The following is a 19520-nucleotide window of genomic DNA, read 5'->3' as shown; positions in this document are numbered from 1 at the left end:
ATCGGTGTAATCATGTAATCAGTGCTGCATCACAGTGATCGCGGCACCAGGGTCCCCAGGAGGACGCCATGAGGAACACACAAGGTCCGGGCCCGCGCCGCTTCGGCCGGCCCGGTGGATGGCAGCAGGCGGATGTCCCCGATGCGAGCGACGCGGCCGAATGGTTCACCGGCCGTCTTCCCGACGACTGGTTCACCGGCCCCGCGACCGTCGAGGTCGACCGCGAGGAGATCGTGGTGGTCGGCGAATTGCCGCCCGTCGAGTCCGCCGACTCCGGTTCGGAGGCCGCGATCGACGGACGCATCTCCCGGTTCCGCGAAACGACCCGGGGCGATCGGATGCGCATCGCCGACGAGGCCGAGAGGCGTTACGGACGCAAGGTCGCGTGGGGCGTCAGCCTCGACGGCCACAAGACGTTGTTCACCCACCTCGCCGTTCCGGTGATGACCCGGCTGCGCCAACCCGAACGCAAGGTTCTCGACACGCTCGTCGACGCCGGTGTGGCGCGGTCGCGGTCGGACGCCCTGATGTGGACGGTGCGCCTGGCCGGCCAGCACAGCGAACAGTGGCTCGCCGAACTCCGCGACGCCATGGCGAAGGTGGACGAACTCCGGGCCGACGGCCCTCAGATCTAATTCGATTGCGCGGGCATCGGCGGCGTCCTATCGTGGACGTCACCGATGCGCACCGGGCGTGTCAGACAGAGGGGAACGGTCCATTGCTCCTGACGAGGTAGTCACGCGAGTCTTCATCCGCACACACCTCGGGAGTACCCCATGGCCCAGTCATATCTGTCCCTGTCCGACCTCACGTTCACCTGGCCCGACGGCGAGCCGGTCTTCGACGGCCTCGATGCCGTCTTCGGCCCCGGACGCACCGGGGTGGTCGGTCTCAACGGTTCCGGTAAATCCACCCTGCTCCGGCTGATCGCCGGGCGCCTGCACCCCGACCGCGGGTCGGTGACGGCGCAGGGCGAGGTGGCGTACCTGCCGCAGGACATCACGCTCGATCCCACACTGAAGGTCGACCGGATCCTGGGCATCGCCGACCTCCGGGCGGCGTTGCACCGCATCGAGTCCGGCGACGGCACACCAGACGATTTCGATGCCGCGACCGGCCGCTGGGACATCGAGGAGCGGGCGGTCTCGACCCTGCACCGGCTCGGTCTCGAACGCGTGCTCGGCAGCACGTCCGACCTCGATCGCACCGTCGGCACCCTGTCCGGCGGTGAGACCGTGTTGCTCGGCCTCACCGCGCAACTGTTGAAGGAACCGGAGGTGCTGCTCCTCGACGAGCCCACCAACAACCTCGACAGCGCGTCCCGCAGCAAGCTCTACGAGGTGGTGCAACAGTTTCCGGGCACCCTGCTGGTGGTCAGCCACGACCGCGACCTGCTCGATCTCATGAATTCCGTCGCGGAGCTGCGTGGTGGTGAGATCCGCATGTTCGGCGGGAACTTCAGTGCCTACCAGGAGATCGTCGAGGCGGAGCAGGAGGCTGCGCGGGCCGCGGTGCGCGATGCCCGCAGCGATGTGCAGAAGCAGAAGCGGGAACTCGTCGAGGCCCGCATCAAGATCGACCGTCGTAAGCGGTACGGGCAGAAGATGTTCGAGAACAAGCGCGAACCGAAGATCGTGATGGGGCTGCGGAAGCGTCAGGCGCAGGAATCCGCGGGGAAGCTGCGGAACAACCACATCGCGAAGGTCGACGAAGCGCGGGAGTCGTTGACGGAAGCGGAAAGTGCCCTGCGGGACGACCGCGAGGTGCGCATCGACCTCCCGGCCACGGAAGTGCATTCGGGCCAGGAGGTGGTCTCCGTCCGGGACGTGAGCCTGCTCAGCGGACAGCAGGTGTCGCTGGACGTCGTGGGCCCCGAGCGGATCGCCCTCGTCGGACGCAACGGCGTCGGCAAGACGACCCTGCTCGACGCCGTCGTGGCCGCGGGACCGCGAGTTCCGTTCAAGGCGCTGCCGCAGCGACTCGACGTGTTTGACGAATCGCTCACGGTCGCCGAGAACGTGGCCGCGGCGGCGCCTCACGCGTCGCAGGAACAGATCCGTGCCCAACTGGCCCGGTTCCTGTTCCGCGGCAACGATTCCGATGTGCTCGCGGCGGCATTGTCGGGTGGGGAACGGTTGCGGGCCGCGCTCGCGACCATCCTGCTGGCCGAACCCGCCCCGCGGCTGCTGCTGATGGACGAGCCGACGAACAACCTCGACCTGCCGAGTCTCATTCACCTCACGCAGGCGCTCCGCAGCTACCGCGGCGCGTTGATCGTGGTCAGCCACGACCGGCAGTTCCTCCACGACATCGGCGTCACCCGGTGGCTGGAACTGACCGACGAGGCCCTTCGGACCCGTGCGCCTTTCGGGTAGCCCCCGCTACCGGAAAGGCGCACGGGTGCCGGAGGCGCCGGTCATTCGGCCACGCCGATGTCCTCGTTCCAGAGTTCGGGCTGGGTCTCGATGAATTCGGCCATCAGGTCGATGCAGTGCTGATCGCGCAGGACGGTCACGTCCACGCCGTTCTCGCGGAGCCATTCGTGACCGCCGGTGAACGTCACGCTCTCCCCCACCACGATCGCGCCGATGTTGAACTGCCGGACCAGACCGCTGCAGTACCAGCACGGTGACAGGGTCGTCACCATGATCGTCGAGCGGTAGTCACGTTGGCGCCCGGCCGCGCGGAAGGCGTCCGTCTCACCGTGGACGGACGGGTCGCCGTGCTGGACTCGTCGGTTGCGACCGCTGCCCAGCAGGGTTCCGTCGCCGGCGAATAATGCAGCCCCGATCGGTATTCCGCCCTCACGTTTGCCGAGTTCGGCTTCGGCGATCGCCACGGCCAGCAGTTCCTCGGGGTCGAGCGCCGCCCGCGCGGAGTTCAGAGGAATCGACATGCCTCTACCTTCCCTGCGGGACGCGGCCACCACAACAGCGAAATCGTGTGGGTTGTTCGTCTACGCCGATCTCGGCGAACTGTCGCGCCACACATCCAAGGGAACGTGGCCGACTGCGGCGCCGTGCGGGCCGAGCAACCGCCCCATCCGTTTGAGCGGTCGAAGCGTCACCCGGCGGCTGTCGACGCGAACGTTGTCGGACAGGGCAACGAGCCGTTCCTCGATGCGGCGGCAGTCCTGCGCCGAGCGCAGCCACAGGTACACGAGCAGGTTGTATCGCCCGCTGGTCGAGGCGCACAGCCGGATTTCGGGCCACGTGGACACGGCACGGCCCACACGGTCGAGATCGGCACCCGCGTCGACCTCGAATATTGCATTGAGCGGCCAGCCTGCTGCCTGCTGGGTCATGTCACATCGGAAGGCCAATTGGCCTGATCGCGTGAGCTTGCCGAGCCTGCGCCTGACGGTCGTCTCGCTGACTCCGCACCGGTCGGCCAATTCGGCGTAGCTGCAGCGCCCGTCGGCGCTCAATGCGTCCAGCAACGGACGGTCGGACGCCTTCAGCGGAACCGGGAACGGATCACTCGGTGGCGTGGTGAGCTGGGCGCGCTGGGCACTGTCCAACGTCCGCGGCTGCCATCCGCCGCCTTCGTGGTAGACGTGCAGACACAGCTCGGCCCGAATCGAGACCACTCCGGGTATCCGGCTCAGATGGTCGTGGACCAGATCGTCGAGGGCCTGGGGGCCGGCGGTGGCGACGGCGGCGAAGTATTGCGCCTTGCCGTCGGTGCGTTCGACCTGATAAGCGCAGTTCAGCCCGCACAGTGCTGAGCCGACGCGGTGAACGGCCTCGGGAGTGCACTCGAGCGTCACGTAGGCGTTCGTGTGGTGTTGCCCGACCGGGTACGCGGTGATCCACGCCTGTCCGTCGTCGGATAGCTGGCGCCAGCGCCGGGAGGCGGTGGTGGCGTCCACACCGAGGGCAGTGCCGATCTGGGCCCAGGACCCGCGTGGGCTGATCTGGAGCGCGTTGAGCAGGGTCAGGTCGAACTCGCTGAACGAGGCGCCGCCGGAATCCGGCACGAAGGGGTGTTCTGCGCCGGAATGCTGCGCGTCAGGGGTTTCGAGTGCCACGCGGTCCATTGTGAGTCATCCCACCCATCGAGTTCGTCTTGTGAGGAGATTTATCGTGCTGCGTTCCACTCGCATCACCGTGCTACTGCTCTTCGCGGCGTGGGCGGTCGACTACATCGACCGACTCGTCATCAATCTCGCCCTGCCCGCGATCGGTACGGAATTCGCACTCGACTACGGGCAGCGCGGCCTGATCGTGTCGGCGTTCTTCGTCGCCTACGCGCTGTCGCAGATCCCGGGCGGGCTGCTCGCCGATCGGTTCGGTGCTGTGCGTATCGCCCTCGCCGGTCTCATCGCGTGGTCCCTGTTCACCGGGCTCACGGCGATCGCCTGGTCGTTCACCGCACTGTTGGCGATCCGGCTGCTGTTCGGCTTCGCGCAGGGCGCGTTCCCCGCAGCCGCGATCAAGCTGTTGTCGGAACGCAGCGTGCCCGAGCAGCGGATGACAGCCAACGGGTGGATGCTGAGTTCGAACGCCTTCGGCTCGTTCGCCGCCGCGATCATCGCGTCGATTCTGTTGCCACTGTGGGGATGGCGGCCGATGTTCGCCGTCATCGCCGTCCTCGGGGTTGTGGTCGTGGTTGCGATCAAGCGTTGGATGCCCGAGGCACTGCCCTCGGACGTGTCCGCACTCGACCCCGCCACGGCACACCGAAGCAGCAGTTCGAGTGGCGTGGGGATCGTGCTCCGAGCGCCCGCGATGTGGTGTTTCGCGCTGGTGTTCTTCGGATACGACGTGATCGTGTGGGGCATCGGCTCCTGGACCGTCTCGTATCTCCACGAGGAGCGGGGCGTGTCGATCGGCACCGCGGGTCTGCTCTCGATCGCCCCGACCCTCGTGGCCGCCATCGCCGTGATCGTCGGCGGCCGTTTGTCGGACCGGTGGGAGGGAAGACCCAGCCGCATCATCGTCCCCGCGATGATCGTCAGTGCCGCACTCGTGATCGTCCTGCCCCACACGGAATCGGTGACCATGTTCGTCGTCGTCGGAACCGTCCTCAGCGGCATCAGTGCACTGTGCTACATGCCCGCGTTCGCGGTGCCGCTGCGCAGCCTCCCGGCTTCGGTTTCCGGGGCCGCGTCCTCGATGATCCTGTTCGGCGGCATGATCGCCGGCATCGCGGCGCCCTTGGCTTTCGGAGCGATCGTCGACGCCGCGTCCTGGACCACTGCTTTCGGTGCGCTGGCCGTCGGCCCGCTCATCGCGATCGCCGCCGTTCTCGCCGCACCCCAGACCACCGACCACATGCTCGCCGCCGTCCGGCTCGACCGCACCCCCGACCGAGAGGAAACCCATGAGCACTCCACTGTCGAATGATGCCGCACAGCAGTCCCATTGGCGAGACGTCTACAACGATCTCCACGCGCATCCCGAGCTTTCAGCGTGCGAGTACCGCACCGCGGGTCTCGTGGCGCACGAGTTGCGCGCCCTCGGCGGCTGGGAGGTGACCGAGCGCGTCGGTGGCACCGGCGTCGTCGGTGTTCTGCGGGGCGGCCCCGGGCCGGTGGTGCTTCTGCGCGCGGATATGGACGCCTTGCCTGTGCAGGAAGACACAGGCTTGGACTACGCGTCGAGGGTGCCCGGGGTCATGCATGCGTGCGGACACGACGTGCACGTCGCTGCGCTCCTCGCGGTGTGCGCGCGACTCGCCGGCGCGCCGACGATCGACGGCACGGTTCTGGCGGTGTTCCAGCCCGCGGAGGAAACGGGGCAGGGTGCGCGCGCCATGCTGGACGACTGCCTGTTCGAACGGTTTCCGACGCCCGCGATCTGCCTGGGCCAGCACGTAGCGCCGTTGCCCGCGGGCGTCGTCGTCTCCCGGGAGGGTACCGTGATGGCCGCGTCCGACAGCATCCGAGTGACACTGTTCGGGCGCGGTGGCCACGCGTCGACGCCACACAGCGCGGTCGATCCGTTGCTGATGGCGGCCTCACTGACACTGCGATTCCAGACTCTCGCCGCCCGTGAGGCCTCCGCCCGGCCGGCGCCGGTGCTCACCACCGGTGCATTGCATGCGGGCACCGCCGCGAACATCATCGCCGACGATGCCGAGTTGCTCCTCAGCCTCAGGACGTTCACACCGGCGTCGCGTGAGCGGATGCTGACGGCGATCAGGCGACTGGCCGAAGCGGAGGCGGCCGCTGCCGATGCGCCGAAGTCTCCGGATATCGAGGAGTTCAACAGCTTTCCGTTGACCGTCAACACTCCGGACGTGACCGGGTCCGTGCTGCGGACAATCGCCGAGGCCGGAATGCCCGTACATCGTCTGCCCCATCCACTGACCGGCAGCGAGGACTTCAGCGAACTCGGGACCGCGGCGCGGTGTCCTTCGGTGTTCTGGCACATCGGCGGGATGGAACACGAGCGCTTCAGTGAAGCAGATCTCGCGGCCCTGGCAGCGGGGCAACCACCGGCCGGAATCCCACCGAACCACTCACCACGATTCGCGCCCGACCCGGCATCCGTGCTGCCCGCCGCGACCGCAGCAATGCACGCGGCGGCGACGCACGCGCTCGCCACGGAGCGCTCACCGCACGCTGCGTCCCGTTAGCACTGCGCTACAACAGCTTCGACAACCCATCGGGTTCACGAAAGACGAGGAACATATGACCACCGATCTCCCGTACCTCAGCGCCACCGCAGCGCGAGCACTGTTCGACTCACGCGAACTGTCCCCGGTAGAGCTGATGCACGCCCTCATCGACCGTGCCGAGCAGGTCGAACCCCACGTGAACGCGTTCTGCGAGCAACTCTTCGACGAGGCACTCGTACAGGCCGAGGAAGCCGAGCAGCGCTATCTCGGACGCGGCCCGGCGCCGCGTCCGCTGGAGGGCATTCCGGTGGCCGCCAAGGAAAAGCACGCTATCGCCGGGCGATCCCTCACCGAGGGCTCGCTGGTGAACAAGGACGTTGTCGCGGCCGAGAGCGCTCCGGTGATCGAGCGAATCCACGCCGCAGGCGGCATCATCCACGCCCGCACCACCACCCCCGAATTCAGCGTCGCCGGGTTCACCCACACCCCGATGTGGGGCGTGACCCGCAACCCCTGGAACCTCGCCTACAGCCCGGGCGGATCCTCCGGCGGCTCCGCGGCGGCGCTGGCCGCCGGAACCACCCCGCTGGCGACCGCGTCGGACATCGGCGGCTCGACCCGGGGCCCGGCGGCGTTCACCGGGACTGTCGGATACAAGGCCCCGTACGGGCGAATCCCCGGGGTGCCCCCGATGAACATGGACTTCTATCGCGGCGACGGTCCCATGGCACGCACCGTCGACGACACGATCCTGTTGGCGAACACGCTCATCGGGCCGGACGTCCGCGACCACACCTCACTACGTCCTGCGATCACGCTGCCCACCGAGTACCCCTCGGTGGAGGGCATGCGCGTGGCGTTGAGTATCCGGCTGGGCTGCTTCGTGGTGGAACCGGAGATCGAGGCCAACACCCGCGCGGTGGCACGTGCGCTCGAGACCGCCGGGGCGATCGTCGAGGAGATCGAGCTGCCGTGGACCGCCGAGGAGATCCGACTGGCAGTGACAACACATTTCGGCACGATCATGGGTGCGATCGTGGCACAGGTCGCGGCCGGGCACGAGGATCTTCTCACCCCCTACACCCGCGCGTTCGCGACCCAAACCGCGAGCGCCCGCACGGGGGCCACCTTCGTCGACGGTTTGCGAATCGAGACCCGGATGCACCGACAGCTCGCCGAGGCGATGTCCGGGTTCGATGCCCTGCTGTGCCCGACGTCCGGCGTATCGGCCTACCCCGCGGGGGACGACATGCTCGACGGGATCGTCGTCGACGGTCAGCGGCTCGATCACGCCGCGGAGGCGTTGCTCACCCTCCCGTTCAACATCAACAACCGGTGTCCGGTCCTGGCCGTCCCCAGCGGTCACGCGTCATCCGGCGTCCCCACCGGGGTGCAGATCGTCGGGCACACCTACGACGACGCCACCGTCTTCCGTGTCGGCAAGGCCGTCGAACAGCTGCGACCGTGGGATTACACGCGAGAGCATCGTCCCGGCGTGTGAGGTACGCAGGTGAGGCCGCGACTTCTGAGTGATGCAGACTGGGCGGGTGCAGCACGCTACCAATCCCGTCGACGGTGTCCGAATCGCGTACAAGACCGTCGGCGACGGTGAGCCGCTCGTTCTCCTTCACGGCACGGCGCTCTCCCACGCGATCTGGCGTGGATTCGGTTACGTCGCCGCGCTGCGTGACCGGTACCGGCTGATCCTGGTCGATCTGCGGGGCCACGGGCGCAGCGACAAGCCGCACGACGAGAGCGCGTACGCCATGGAGCTGGTCAGCGGCGACGTTCTGGCGGTCCTCGACCACCTGGATCTTCCGAGCGCGCACGTGCTGGGGTATTCGCTCGGCGGCCGGGTCGCGCTGGCCTTGGCGGTCGGGGCGCCCGAACGGCTGGAGAGCCTGATCGTCGGCGGTGGCAGTAGCCGACCGCAGGCCGGCGCGTTCGACCGCCTGTTTTTCCTGGGCTGCATCGACGTCCTCGAGCGGGACGGCATGGATGCGTTCCTGGGGCAGTGGAATGCTCTGCGCGCGTGGCCGATCGACGCCGGAACCCGGGCGGCGTTCATGGCGAACGACGCGAAGGCGCTCGCCGCGTACATGCGGCGTTCCGGTGTGGAGCCGGGGGTGGACGACGACATCCTGCGTGGGATCGCCGTCCCCACCCTGTTGTTCGTCGGTTCGAACGACGCCGAGCGGATCGGCGACACCCAGCGGGTGGCGGCACTGATTCCCGGTGCGTCGCTGACGATCCTGCCCGGTTTCGACCACTCGACGGCGGTGGCCGCGAGCACCGAGGTGCTCGCGGCCGTCGAGCCGTTCCTCGCTTCGGTGTGACCGCTACATCCATTCGACCAGTTGGATGATCACCCCGTTGGGGTCGCTCATCTGGAAGTAGCGTTCGCCCCAGGGCTCGGTTTCGATGGGCGTCACGATCGGGACACCCTCCGCCTGCAGTCGCTCGTATTCGGCGTCGATACCGTCGACGACGAGCGCGATCAGTAACCCCTGGCCGGCGTCACCGGCGATCCGCGCGGGCTTGAAGGTTTCCAGTCCGGTCTTCAGGAAGACCAGATTGAAGCCCACGTCCGCACGCTTCAGTGACACGAAGCCCTCGGCTGCCATCTCCTCGACGAAGCCCAGGTGGGACTTGGCGAACTCGGCCGACGCACTGGGGTCTGCGACGTTCAGCGACAGTGCGCTCGCGGTGACCTTCACGGTGGTGTCCTTTCGTTGACGACACCCCACTAACGTACGCCGTACGACATTTGTTCCCGAGGGCCACACCTCACATCGCCAGCAGACCCTTCGCGATGTGCGTCACCTGGATCTCGTTGCTGCCTGCGTAGATCATCAGCGACTTCGCATCGCGCGCGAGTTGCTCCACCCGGTACTCGGCCATGTACCCGTTGCCGCCGAACAACTGCACCGCCTCCATCGCCACCTCTGTGGCCGCCCGCGAGGAGTAGAGCTTCATCGCCGACGCCTCCGCGAGGCTCACCTGATCCCCCGCCGCGGTGCGCTCGATGGCGTTGAAGACCATGTTCTGCACGTTGATGCGGGCAATTTCCATCTCCGCGAGCTTGAGCTGGATGAGCTGGAACTGGGCGATCTCCTTACCCCACAGCTTGCGGGACTTGGCGTAGTCGACGCACAGCCGGTGACACTCGTTGATGATGCCCAGTGACAGCGACGCGATGCCGATCCGTTCGGCCGCGAAGCTCTCCTTCGCGCTGGACTTGCCGTCGGACTTGCCGCCGTCCTCCGTCTCGCCGAGCAGACGGTCGCGGGTGAGGCGCACGTTGTCGAAGAACAGTTCTCCGGTGGGTGAGGAGTTCATGCCCATCTTCTTGAACGGCGCACCCTGGGTGAGCCCCTCCATGCCCGCGTCGAGGACGAAGGCGAGAACCTTCCGGTCGCGGCGGTCGACGGACGAGTCTCCCTCGTCGAGCTTCGCGTAGACGACGATGACGTCGGCGTACGGGCCGTTGGTGATGAACGTCTTCTGCCCGTTGAGGACGTAGTCGTCGCCGTCGCGGCGCACGTACGACTTCATGCCGCCGAACGCGTCCGAGCCGGAGTCGGGCTCGGTGATGGCCCAGGCTCCGACCTTCTCGAACGTGACCAGTCCGGGTAGCCAGCGCTCCTTCTGCGCCAGCGTCCCGCGACTGCGGATGGTGCCCGCCGCCAGCCCGAGGCTCACCCCGAGCGAGGCGACGAGCCCGAGGCTGACGCCGGCCAACTCGGCGTTCATGATGACGCCCATGCTGCCCGCACCGCCGAGGCCGCCGGACTTCTCTTCCTTCGCGCCGGACACGGCCCCACTGCGTTCGCGGTCCAGCGACTTCGTCAGCGCGTCACGGGCCATCTCGTCCAGACCGAAGGTGGCGAAGAGTTTGCGGATGATGTCGAACGGAGGCAGCTCACCGGTCTCCAACTTGTCGACGTGCGGTCGAATCTCCTTGTCGATGAAACCGCGGATCGCGTCGCGGAACATCAGGTCGGTATCTGACCACTCATACATGCCGGGCACTCCAGTCACTGAGAGAAAGGGTTGCCGCAAATATAGAACACGTTCCTATTCTTGGACAGGTGTGCCGGTCAGCACTAGCGGCCGTCGGTTTCACCGACCCCGAGCCACGTCGACCTCAGCCGGTCGAGGGTGCCGTCCGCGGCCAGGGTGCGCTGCGCCGACTCGATGCGTTCGCGCAGCGCGTGATCCCCCGTGCGGACGGCGACGGCGATCTCCTCGCGGGAGATTCCCCGTTCGACCACCTCCACGTGCGGGCGATCCCGGACGAGCCAGGTGAGGACAGGCGCGAGTTTCATGACGGCGTCGCACCCGCCCGAGGACAGGTCGTCGAGAGCCTGCCCGATCCGGTCGTAGGCGTACACGCGGATCGCGCCCGCGCGACCCTCCGCGACCAGCCTCTCCACGATCGGCTGACTCGTGTTGCCGTGCTGGACACCGACGGTCAGACCGCCCAGGTCGTCCACCCCGCGCACTCCCGGATGCCGCGACGTGTCGACGGCGAGGGACTGACCCGACACGAGGTACGGAGCGCAGAAATCCGCGCGCGCCCTCCGCTGCGGTGTCACGGTGGTTCCCGAGGCGATGCAGTCGAATTCACCGTCCGCCAGCGCATCGAAGATGCCGTTGAAGTCGGTGCCCCGGTACGGGACGAGCGACCATTCGAGGCCGAGCACCTGCGCGACGGCCCGCGTGAACTCGACATCGAAACCCGCAGGAGCCCCGCCGTCCCGGAACTCGAACGGCGGGTCGGGCAACGCCGAACCCACTCGCAGTATGTGCGCTGCCGCCGTCATCTCATCCCTCTCCGCCGTGACGAGTGCCTACGAGCCGATCAGCCCCAACCGCTGTGCCAGCCACGGCAGTTCCTTCTCCAGCCCCGCCGACCACACCGCGAAGCTGTGCCCGCCGGGGACCTCCGCGTACTGCACGTCCATACCCGCAGCCTTCGCTGCCTGATACACCTTCTGCGCACCCGGTTTGTAGGCGTCGTCGTCGGAGCCGACCACGAAGACCCCTGCCGAGTCCGGGTACTTGTTCGACGCCATCAGATCGAGCGGGTTGACCTTCTTGAACGCGGCCTCGTCACCGCCGAACGCCTCGTCGAGGGTGCGCTGGTGGTCGCCGAGTGTGGGTTCTTCCTGACCCGAGATGTCGAGGAACGTCGGGTACACGTCGGGATAGTTGGTGGCCATCTGCAGCGAACAGGTGCCGCCGTAGGAGAGGCCGCCGATGGCCCACGCCTTGGGGTCCGGGTTCACCTGCAGGTTCGACTTCACCCAGGACGGAATGTCCTTCGCCAGATACGTGGCCACGTTGCCCAGCTTCGAATCGACACACAGGGGGTTCGCGATCTGCGAGCCGGTGCCGTCCGCCACCACCACGATCGGGGCCAGTCCCCCGTGTTTCGCGGCGAACTCGTTCATCGTGGTGGCGAGCTTGCCGCCGGCGAACCAGTCCTCCGGCGCACCGGGCTGCCCGGCCAGCATCACGAGCACCGGCAGCAGGGGGCGCGGGTTGGCGAAGTAGGCGGGCGGGAGGTAGATCTCGGCGTCGCGGGCGGCGAACCCCGACGCGGTTCCGGGGACGGCCGCCGTCAGGACCCTTCCCTCGCTCGGCATTCCGGGCGGGGCGGTCCACGACGCGTCGAGAGGTGTTCCCGTCACCACGTTCTCGGCGGCGCTGCCGAGGTCGTTCATCTGAACCCGGTCGAACGGCTCCGCCCCGAAGGCCGTGCCCACCGTGGGGTAGGCGTCGAACACCAGGTTGATCTGCGTCGCGGACGCGAGAATCACGGCGAGAACCGCGAGGACCGAGACGACGGCGGCTTTCACCGTCCGGCCGGCGCGAATCCTCGGCACGAGCAGGACGATCGCGAAGAGCCCCAGACCGATCCACACGTAGATGGAGATCTCGATGGGGTCGGGGAACGGCCGGAGAACCTTCTCGACCATCACGTAGAGGACCACGGTGACGACCACCGACACGGCCAGGCAGATCGGAATCGCCTTCCTGCGGTACCAGGGGGCGCGGGCGGCGAGCAGCCACACGCCGCCGAGCGCACCGATCACCGTGAGGATCCAGGGCAGAGGCCCTGAGATCACGCTGAGGTCGCTGAGCCATTCCACGTCACGAAGCCTAGAGCGCGAACCCGCACTGCGTCGGCGACTCGGAGCGACCGGTAAAATTGCCGGGGTGACATTCATCAAGGTGTGCGGTCTGCGAGACGAGGCCTCCGTAGATCTGGCCGTGCGCCTCGGCGTCGACGCCGTGGGTTTCGTGTTCGCCGACAGCGTCCGCCGGATCTCCCCCGAGGACGCCGCGCCGCTGGTCCGCCGGGTCACCGGTCACACCGTCGCGGTGGGTGTGTTCAAGGGGAGTCCCGTGTCGGAGGTGATCGAGGTCGCCGCCGCGGCGGGTCTCGGGACCGTCCAGGTGCACGACCTGAAGTCCGCCGACGACGTCGCCCGGTTGCGGGAGGCGGGGCTCGGCGTGATCCGTGCCGTGGTCGCCGGTGACACGTCGGGCGATTTCGGCGCCGACCGAATCCTCGTCGACGGGGCGACCGCCGGGGCGGGCGTGCCCTGGGACTGGGCGAACCAGAGCCGGCCCGACGGCGAGTGGATCCTCGCCGGCGGACTTCATCCCGGCAACGTGCGGGCCGCCGTCGACGCGACCGGCGCGTGGGGCGTCGACGTGTCGAGCGGCGTCGAATCGTCGCGTGGAGTGAAGGATGCGGCGCTGATCGAGCAGTTCGTCGCCGCCGTCCGGTCCGGCGACTGAGTCAGCCCGGCATCCCGGCCACGGAATCTTCGACGTCCCACGACGCGAGCACCGTCCGGATGCCCACGACGAGCGCGAGCGGCTGGTCGATCATCACGTGATGTCCGGCGTCGGGGATTTCCACGACCACCGCGGTGGGCCCGAATCGACGGCGCATGTCGTCCATCATGGCGTCGGTGACGATGCCGTTCTCGGCGCGGAAGTACGCGATGCGGCAGCGTGGGTCGGATCCGCCGAGGTGGTTGCTGCCGTGGCGCGCGAAGAACGTGGAATCGAACTTCCACGACCAGCCGCCGTCCACCTCCTCCATCGAGTTCTCGGCGACGTGACGCAGGACCGCGGGCACCGCGGTGTCCTGCGGCGGGACGAACCGGAACCGCTCGAGCGCCTCGGCCCTGGACGGATAGACCTTCTTCGGACCGAAGGCACGCTGCTTGCGCGCTTCCTCCTCCTCCGGTGTGCGGGCGAGGACGGGCGAATCGATCAGCTGGACACCGGCCAGATCCTCGCCGAACAGCTGCGCTGCCACGTAGGACACCATGCCGCCCATGCTGTGCCCGACGAACACCGGCGCCCCCGAGATGCCCGCAGGCTTCGCCACCGCCAGGGCTTCCTCCGCCCACTGCTCCAGGCCGTACTCCGCGCGCCGGTCGCTGTCACCGTGCCCGGTCAGGTCGAGTGCGACGACGCGACGGCCCGTGGCCAGCATGGGTGCCACATGGTCCCACCACCGGCTGTGGGCGGCGCCGCCGTGCACGAGCACGATTCCCGGTGAGCCCGACGGCCCCCACGCACGGTAGTGGACCTGCGCCCCGGCGACGTCGACCCGGCCGGTGTCGACCGGCGACGCCAACGCCGTGGTGAACCAGTGGGGCGCGTTCGTCTGCACGTTGCTCATTCACCGAACATACCGACGACGCGCGGCCGTCCTCGCCCGCCCTACAGAAGGTCGAGCATAGCCGTGACCGCGCGTTCGACCACCGGGAACTTGTCCGGGGCCAGATCGTGGCGGGCTCCCTCGAGTTCGACGAGCGTCGTCGGTGCGGGGATCAGTTCGAGTGCCGACCGCATTTCGCCAGTGGTCGCGAACGGGTCCTTCGAACCGTGCACCACCACGGTTGGGGTGCGGAGACCGGGCAGGTGCTCGGTGCGGAGCTTCTCCGGCTTGGCCGGCGGATGCAGCGGGTACGACAGCAACAACAGGGCGTCGACGAGACCCGGTCGCTCCGAAGCGAGCATGGACGCCTGCCGCCCGCCGTACGAGTGCCCGCCTGCCCACACCGGCGCCGACACCAGCTCCCGCATCACGGCCACCGCGGCCGCGACGCCGTCCCGATCCTCCGCCGCCTTCGACGGATGCGGCGGACCCGACGCGCGGCGCTGACGGAACGGCAGATCGAACCGCAGGACGACGACGCCCCGCTCCACGAACCCGTCGGTCATGGCACGCAACAGCTTTGTGTCGCAGTCACTTCCCGCTCCATGCGTCAGAACCAGCCCCGCCACTGCGTCACCCGCGGGGCGGTGGAGATGTCCGCGCACACCGTCACGTTCCAGCAACTCGCTCATGCGGTTCACGGTAGTGGAATGTCGAGCTACTCCGGGGCGAGCAACTCCGCGAGTTCTTCGCACAGCTGGTTCGCGAGGTCGTTGGCGCGTGGCACGACGCCCATGCTCCAGTACCCGTGCAGCATGCCCGGCGAGATCCGGAGTCGCACCGGCACGCCGGCGGCCTCCAGCGCAGCGGCGTACGCGGGGGCGTGATCTCGGAGCGGATCGCATTCGGCCCCGCACACGATGGCGGGTGCCACCCCCGCCAGATCGCCCTCGATCGGCGAGACGCGGGGGTCCGACGACAGTCTGCGGTCGTCGAGGTAGCCGGCCCCCATGTCCTCGTTCGCCGGCATCCTGAGGAAATACCCGTCGGCGAGTTCGTCCATCGACGGGTAACGCTTCGCGAGATGCACCGGCACGTACAGCAGCAGTTGTGCCCGCAGAGGAAGTTCCGCGTCGCGGGCCGCCAAGGCCACCGACGCCGCGAGATTTGCACCCGCGCTGTCTCCGGCGACGGCAACTCGGGACGCGTCGCCGCCCAGCCGATCGATGGTGTCGTGGATCCAGTGGAGCGATGCCAGGCAGTCGTCGTAGCCCGCCGGGAACGGGTGTTCCGGTGCCAGCCGGTAGTCGACGGCCACGACGACGGAGCCGGTTCGGGCGCAGACGCGTCGAGCATGTGACTCGTGGGAGTCGAGGCCGCCCATCACCCAGCCGCCGCCGTGCAGGTACAGGACGGTCGGCAGAGTCGACTCCTCCGTGTCCGGCCGGTAGATCCGGGCGGGGATGCCGCCGGCAGGACCCGGGACGGTGACGTTCTCGACTTCTCGTACCTCGAGCAGTTCGGGTTCGAAGTAGAGGGCACGCATCTCCTCGATGCGCTTGCGGGCGCCTTCGATCGTCGTCTGCGGACCTGCGGCGGCGTCCCAGTCGTTCAGCTTGTCCAGCAGTACTGCCATGTCGGGGTCGAGCGTCATGAGTTCTCCTCGTGATGGGGAACCGCACCGAGGCGGTTCGGGGATCGATTACTTCTTGCCCAGGTCGGTGATCGCGACGCTGCCCGTCTCCGGGGCGGTCACCGCCGAGAGGCCGGCAACCAGCAGGCAGACGGAGCCGAACGCCGCCACCGGTATCCACCCGTGCGTGCCGGTTCCGAGCAGCGCATAGCCGATGCTCGGGGCGAAGCCCGCGAAAGCGAACCCGATCTGCGTCGAGATGGCGATGCCGGAGAACCGCACTCGGGTATCAAACATTTCCGCGAAGAAGGTCGGACCGACACCGCTGACACCGGATGCGGCGGCACCGAACAAGGCCGACACCGCGAAGATCAGGGGAACGGAACCGATGCTCATCGCCTCGAAGTAGAAGAAGAACGCGGCGATGGCGCCGACGATTCCGGCGAGATACACGGGCCGGCGGCCGATCCTGTCTCCCAGCATCGCCCAGAGTGGAATGGCGAACAGCTGCATGATGTTTGCGATGACGCCCGCCCACAGCAGGGTCTGCCGTTCGAGCCCGGCCTCACCGGTACCGTAGGCGAGCGCGAAGACCGTCATGATCGTGCCCGACACGGCGAAGAGCGAGCACGCGATCACCCGGAGCATCTGCAGCCGATAATTCTTGAACAGTTCGACGACGGGGATCTCGACCAGCTCGTTGTCGCGTTCCGCCTCCCGGAACACCGGTGTCTCCTCCATCGTCCGGCGGACGAACAGCGCGACGATCGTCAGGATTCCGCTGACGAGGAACGGGATTCGCCACCCCCACGTCATCAGCATGCCCTCGGGCAGCGCGGCGACGGGGATGAACACCAGGGTCGCGATGAGCTGCCCCGCCTGGGTGCCGCTCATCGTGAAGCTGGTGTAGAACGCCCTCGAACCCTCCGGCGAATGCTCGAGGGTCAGCGAATTGGCGCCACTCTGTTCGCCCGCCGCCGACGCACCCTGCATGAGCCGCAGGACCACCAGCAGGATCGGCGCCGCGACCCCGATGCTCCCGAACCCCGGCAGGCATCCGATGAGGAACGTCGAGACACCCATCAGGACCAGCGTGAAGACGAGCACACGCTTGCGTCCGATGCGGTCGCCGTAGTGGCCGAGCGCCACGGCCCCGATCGGGCGGGCGATGTATCCGACGCCGAATGTCGCCAGTGCCGCCAACGTGCCGGTCGCCGGACTCTCCGACGGAAAGAAGACCGTCGGGAAGATCAGGGCGGCCGCCGATCCGTAGATGAAGAAGTCGTAGTACTCGACGAGGCTGCCGAGGAAACTTGCGAAAGCCGCCTTACGCGGCTGCCGCACGGGCACACTCGCCGGGGTACCGACAGGCTGCTGCGGGTTCGGGCGCGCAGCAGAACCAGCTCGTACGCTCATGGGAGGACCTTTCGGACCGGAGTAGAGGTGATGACGTGCCGCGGATCACACCACCGCTGCGCCGACGACTCTGCCAAACCCCTTCATCACAGTCCAAGATCAACTTGGCATACTTTCGATAAGAACTACTTATCGACACCGTCGATCGTCGGCATGAGCTCCGCCGCGAGGGCGAGGACCGTCTCGAGCAGCGGTGTCAGGGGCCTGTCCGCCCACGCCAGCGCACCGCGGATTCGGTGGCGTCCGCCGTCCGTGGGCACGACGACGGCGTCGACGGCTCCGGTGCGATGGGAACTGACAGGAATGAGCGAGACCCCCACACCCGCCGCCACCAGCGCGGTCAGCGTCGTTCCGTCGGACGTTTCCTGCGCGATCTCCGGCGTGAACCCCGCGTCGTGGCATGCAGCCAGCACGTCCAGACGCAGAGTCGATCCCGACGCCGCGGGGTTGGTGACGAACGGATCGTCGCGCAGTTCGGACAGCGAGATCTCCGAGCGTTTCGCCAATCGGTGGTCGGCGTAGAGCAGCGCCCCCAGAGGCTCGACCGAGATCACTCTCGTCCGGATCTCGGGATGCGACAGGGCCGCCGAGACGAAACCGAGATCGAGCTTGCCGGAATAGATGTCGTCGAGGATCAGCCCGCTCGGTCTCGCCCCGTCGAGAACCAGCTCGAGCTTTGGATATCTCTTGCGCACGGTCCGGGCGAACAGGGGCAGCTTCGACTGTCCGTAGGCACCGCTGAATCCGACCCGCACACGGCCCTCCTCCGCGGGATTGCCCGCCGACGCCGACTGCTCGGCCCAGGCAACGGCTTTCATCGCGGATCGGCAGGGTTCGAGAAATTGCTCGCCCGCGGCGGTCAGCCGAATCGGTCTCGTACCGCGGTCGAACAGCTTCACTCCGAGATGCCTCTCCAGCTGCTGGATCTGCTGGCTGACCGCGGGCTGGGCTATGCGCAACGACTCGGCGGCCCGGCCGTAGTTCGACACCTCGGCTACGGCGAGGAACGCGCGCATCCAGCGGATCTCCATGCCCGCACCCTATGTGGTGTCGAAATACGACGGTTGATTGCGATTGGCTCTCGGTCTGTTTGCCGGGTTTCAGCGCGGGGTACCTTAACAACACAACCGCTGGGAGTAGCCAATGGACACCATGACTGTCATCTGGATCATCGTCGCGATCGTCGTCGTTCTCGCCCTGATCGCGCTGGCCGTTGCGGCATCGCGCAAGCGGAACCAGCGCCACCGTCAACAGGCCGACAGCATCCGCGCAAACGCGCAGGAGCAGACGTCCGTCGTCGAGAAGCGCGAGGCGATCGCGGAGGAAACTGCAGCCAACGCCAGAAGGGCTCAAGCAGAAGCCGAGGCCAAGGCGGCAGAGGCCAAGAGACTGCAGGTCGATGCGCAGACGCACCAGAATACGGCGACCACGTCGCGTGATGACCTGAAGCACGAGTGGCAGCGCGCCGACGAGCTCGATCCCGACGTCAAGAAGACGGACACGGCGACGAACGACGCCAGGGCCACCGACGCTCGAACCACGGGAGCGGGGCCCACGAACACTCGGGCCACCGACGCTCGCACCACGGGCGCAGGGCCTGCCAACGGTCGCCCCAGCGGCACGGACTCCACGAATACCCACGGAGCACACGCGAAGCCGACCGACACGTCGTCGACATAGCGTTCGAGTACGACACGTGCACCGGCCGGGCGCCGGTGCCCACACGGGAGGTCGGAAATGCGTATCGGACGGCTCGTGACGCTCATCGTGATCATCTGGCTGATCATCGGCGCCGTTGCCGTGTGGCAGCGCGGTTACTTCAAGGACACGACGGCCGATTGCGCCAGCGCCGGAACGATCGCGGTGACTGTGATCGCCGGCCCACTCAACTATGCGGGTGTGAACCCGAAGATCGATTGTGAAGTGCCGCAACCGAGTCAGTAGCTCCAGACCGTCAACCGAAAGAGGGAAGACCGTGATCGTTCTCGGGATCATCCTGCTCGTCATCGGCCTCGTCGCGGGGATTTCCATCCTCACGACGATCGGAATCATCCTTCTCGTCATCGGCCTCGTGCTACTACTGCTGGGCACGACGGGCCGCGCGGTCGGCGGGCGGAAGTATTGGTATTGACGCCGGCGCCCTTCTGTTGGACATGATCAATCATTGACATTATCAATGATTGATAGATATGTTCCTTTCGAGTATGCACGCGTGCG

Annotated in this window: 21 protein-coding genes; 10 read left to right on the top strand and 11 right to left on the bottom strand. The window is 67.4% G+C overall.

Annotation, left to right across the window (positions count from 1 at the left end; genetic code table 11):
* The first annotated feature begins 68 nt into the window (after positions 1–68).
* Together abmR and QM841_RS02990 are read left to right on the top strand one after the other, a co-directional pair.
* Positions 69–635, top strand: coding sequence for an ATP-binding transcription factor AbmR (gene abmR / locus QM841_RS02995; RefSeq protein ID WP_280784560.1), 567 nt, complete (start codon positions 69–71; stop codon positions 633–635).
* A 141-nt stretch (positions 636–776) separates the two neighbouring features.
* On the top strand, positions 777–2375 hold the full coding sequence (locus QM841_RS02990) for an ABC-F family ATP-binding cassette domain-containing protein (protein ID WP_283330854.1): 1599 nt from the start codon (positions 777–779) through the stop codon (positions 2373–2375).
* A 41-nt stretch (positions 2376–2416) separates the two neighbouring features.
* On the opposite strand, the gene QM841_RS02985 is transcribed toward QM841_RS02990, so the two are convergent.
* On the bottom strand, positions 2417–2896 hold the full coding sequence (locus QM841_RS02985) for a nucleoside deaminase (protein WP_280784562.1): 480 nt from the start codon (positions 2894–2896) through the stop codon (positions 2417–2419).
* A gap of 60 nt (positions 2897–2956) precedes the next feature.
* Entirely contained in the window at positions 2957–4030 is a 1074-nt protein-coding gene (locus QM841_RS02980; RefSeq protein WP_280784563.1) for an Lrp/AsnC family transcriptional regulator, read from the bottom strand.
* 55 nt (positions 4031–4085) lie between these two features.
* On the opposite strand from QM841_RS02980, the gene QM841_RS02975 reads away from it, so the two are divergent.
* The 4 genes from QM841_RS02975 to QM841_RS02960 are packed head-to-tail and all read left to right on the top strand — an operon-like array spanning position 4086 to position 8900.
* The gene (locus QM841_RS02975; protein WP_283330853.1) at positions 4086–5348 is read left to right on the top strand and encodes an MFS transporter; all 1263 of its coding nucleotides are present in this window, start codon (positions 4086–4088) and stop codon (positions 5346–5348) included.
* Entirely contained in the window at positions 5326–6582 is a 1257-nt protein-coding gene (locus QM841_RS02970) for an amidohydrolase (protein ID WP_283330852.1), read from the top strand. Before QM841_RS02975 ends, QM841_RS02970 begins: the two co-directional genes overlap by 23 nt.
* Before the next feature lie 55 nt (positions 6583–6637).
* On the top strand, positions 6638–8065 hold the full coding sequence (locus QM841_RS02965; RefSeq protein ID WP_283330851.1) for an amidase: 1428 nt from the start codon (positions 6638–6640) through the stop codon (positions 8063–8065).
* A gap of 28 nt (positions 8066–8093) precedes the next feature.
* Entirely contained in the window at positions 8094–8900 is an 807-nt protein-coding gene (locus QM841_RS02960) for an alpha/beta fold hydrolase (protein ID WP_283330850.1), read from the top strand.
* Between the two features lie 3 nt (positions 8901–8903).
* On the opposite strand, the gene QM841_RS02955 is transcribed toward QM841_RS02960, so the two are convergent.
* The 4 genes from QM841_RS02955 to QM841_RS02940 all read right to left on the bottom strand — a co-directional run bounded on the left by QM841_RS02955 (position 8904) and on the right by QM841_RS02940 (position 12722).
* Entirely contained in the window at positions 8904–9281 is a 378-nt protein-coding gene (locus tag QM841_RS02955) for a VOC family protein (RefSeq protein WP_009478176.1), read from the bottom strand.
* A gap of 70 nt (positions 9282–9351) precedes the next feature.
* A complete protein-coding gene (locus tag QM841_RS02950) occupies positions 9352–10587 on the bottom strand; it encodes an acyl-CoA dehydrogenase family protein (protein WP_283330849.1) in 1236 nt (411 codons plus the stop codon).
* Positions 10588–10670: 83 nt separating this feature from the next.
* Positions 10671–11390, bottom strand: coding sequence for an ABC transporter substrate-binding protein (locus tag QM841_RS02945; protein WP_283330848.1), 720 nt, complete (start codon positions 11388–11390; stop codon positions 10671–10673).
* Positions 11391–11417: 27 nt separating this feature from the next.
* Positions 11418–12722, bottom strand: coding sequence for an alpha/beta hydrolase (locus tag QM841_RS02940; RefSeq protein ID WP_283330847.1), 1305 nt, complete (start codon positions 12720–12722; stop codon positions 11418–11420).
* 67 nt (positions 12723–12789) lie between these two features.
* Between QM841_RS02940 and QM841_RS02935 the strand changes: the two genes are divergently transcribed.
* Positions 12790–13377, top strand: coding sequence for a phosphoribosylanthranilate isomerase (locus QM841_RS02935; protein ID WP_280784571.1), 588 nt, complete (start codon positions 12790–12792; stop codon positions 13375–13377).
* 1 nt (position 13378) lies between these two features.
* Here QM841_RS02935 and QM841_RS02930 read toward each other — a convergent pair whose 3' ends face one another.
* The 5 genes from QM841_RS02930 to QM841_RS02910 form a co-directional block, all read right to left on the bottom strand.
* A complete protein-coding gene (locus QM841_RS02930; protein ID WP_280784572.1) occupies positions 13379–14275 on the bottom strand; it encodes an alpha/beta fold hydrolase in 897 nt (298 codons plus the stop codon).
* A 41-nt stretch (positions 14276–14316) separates the two neighbouring features.
* On the bottom strand, positions 14317–14946 hold the full coding sequence (locus tag QM841_RS02925; RefSeq protein WP_411194614.1) for an alpha/beta hydrolase family protein: 630 nt from the start codon (positions 14944–14946) through the stop codon (positions 14317–14319).
* 26 nt (positions 14947–14972) lie between these two features.
* Complete coding sequence (locus QM841_RS02920; protein WP_280784574.1) at positions 14973–15908, bottom strand: alpha/beta hydrolase; 936 nt, start codon at positions 15906–15908, stop codon at positions 14973–14975.
* Positions 15909–15956: 48 nt separating this feature from the next.
* Positions 15957–17303 (bottom strand): MFS transporter, encoded by a 1347-nt coding sequence (locus QM841_RS02915; protein WP_283330845.1) that lies wholly within the window; start codon positions 17301–17303, stop codon positions 15957–15959.
* Between the two features lie 125 nt (positions 17304–17428).
* A complete protein-coding gene (locus tag QM841_RS02910) occupies positions 17429–18334 on the bottom strand; it encodes a LysR family transcriptional regulator (protein ID WP_283330844.1) in 906 nt (301 codons plus the stop codon).
* 112 nt (positions 18335–18446) lie between these two features.
* On the opposite strand from QM841_RS02910, the gene QM841_RS02905 reads away from it, so the two are divergent.
* The 3 genes from QM841_RS02905 to QM841_RS02895 are packed head-to-tail and all read left to right on the top strand — an operon-like array spanning position 18447 to position 19434.
* Positions 18447–18983, top strand: coding sequence for a hypothetical protein (locus tag QM841_RS02905; protein WP_280784578.1), 537 nt, complete (start codon positions 18447–18449; stop codon positions 18981–18983).
* A 57-nt stretch (positions 18984–19040) separates the two neighbouring features.
* Positions 19041–19247: a hypothetical protein gene (locus tag QM841_RS02900; RefSeq protein ID WP_005571421.1), complete on the top strand. Its 207-nt coding sequence runs from the start codon at positions 19041–19043 to the stop codon at positions 19245–19247.
* Between the two features lie 31 nt (positions 19248–19278).
* Positions 19279–19434 carry a DUF6131 family protein gene (locus QM841_RS02895; protein WP_005263616.1) on the top strand — a complete coding sequence of 52 codons (156 nt, stop codon included), beginning with the start codon at positions 19279–19281 and terminating at the stop codon, positions 19432–19434.
* The last annotated feature ends 86 nt before the right edge of the window (positions 19435–19520 follow it).

The sequence above is a fragment of the Rhodococcus sp. IEGM 1307 genome (genome assembly GCF_030056915.1).
In the GTDB taxonomy this organism is placed as follows: domain Bacteria; phylum Actinomycetota; class Actinomycetes; order Mycobacteriales; family Mycobacteriaceae; genus Rhodococcus_F; species Rhodococcus_F opacus_D.
Note: the sequence above shows the minus strand (reverse complement) of the source record. Positions and strands in the feature narration are given on the sequence as shown.